At 51.7% G+C, this 723-nt stretch carries 1 pseudogene; it reads left to right on the top strand.

Features of this window, described 5'->3' with window-relative positions:
- Positions 1–723, top strand: a pseudogene (locus PROCOU_RS17935) (hypothetical protein); the annotation flags it as partial.

The following is a 723-nucleotide window of genomic DNA, read 5'->3' as shown; positions in this document are numbered from 1 at the left end:
AAATCGTGGAGTTGGAACCAGATAGCACGTATACGTTGAGTGCACTCATCAAAACGAGCGATATGAAGGATACGAATGTGTTCTTTAATGTCGAGTTGCAGGATGCGACAGGGAAACGCGTGACCGATGGGGAAGCATGGCAGAGCAACCGGTACAGCGATTTGAAGGCGAACCGTCCATGGACGAAGCGCCAACTGACGATTAAGACGACGAAAACGACAGCGAAAGCCTACATTTTCCTCGAAGTGGAGCAAAATAAAGACACGGGTGGAACGGGAACCGCGTGGTTTGACAATGTCCAACTCGAAAAAGGGGAGGCATCGGCGACCTTTAACCCTGTCCTAAATAGTAGTTTTGAAACCAGCACAGAATTGATGGCAACCGGCTGGTGGCGCGGATCGACCGCAGGCGCGGATAAAATGGCCATCGATGATACCGAAGGCTTTGCGGATAGCTCCTCGGCACGCATTGTGCGGACAGCCGTGACGGACGTGGACAGCAAGTATGGACAAGAAATCGTACTCAACCAAACCACAGCGAAAAATGTGACAGTCACCGCGATGTCCAAATCCGAGAATGTGGTGAATACCGCAGGCGGCGAGAAGTTATCGAACGATTACGCGATTTTGGCCGAGGCAGTCTTGACGGATGGTGTGACAAAATCTTTCTACGCGCCATTCCCAACGGGAACGAATGAGTGGAACCGTAGTGCGGTGACCGTGA

Source organism: Listeria rocourtiae FSL F6-920 (assembly GCF_000525975.1).
Lineage (GTDB): Bacteria > Bacillota > Bacilli > Lactobacillales > Listeriaceae > Listeria_A > Listeria_A rocourtiae.
This window is presented reverse-complemented; position numbering and strand designations above follow the sequence as displayed.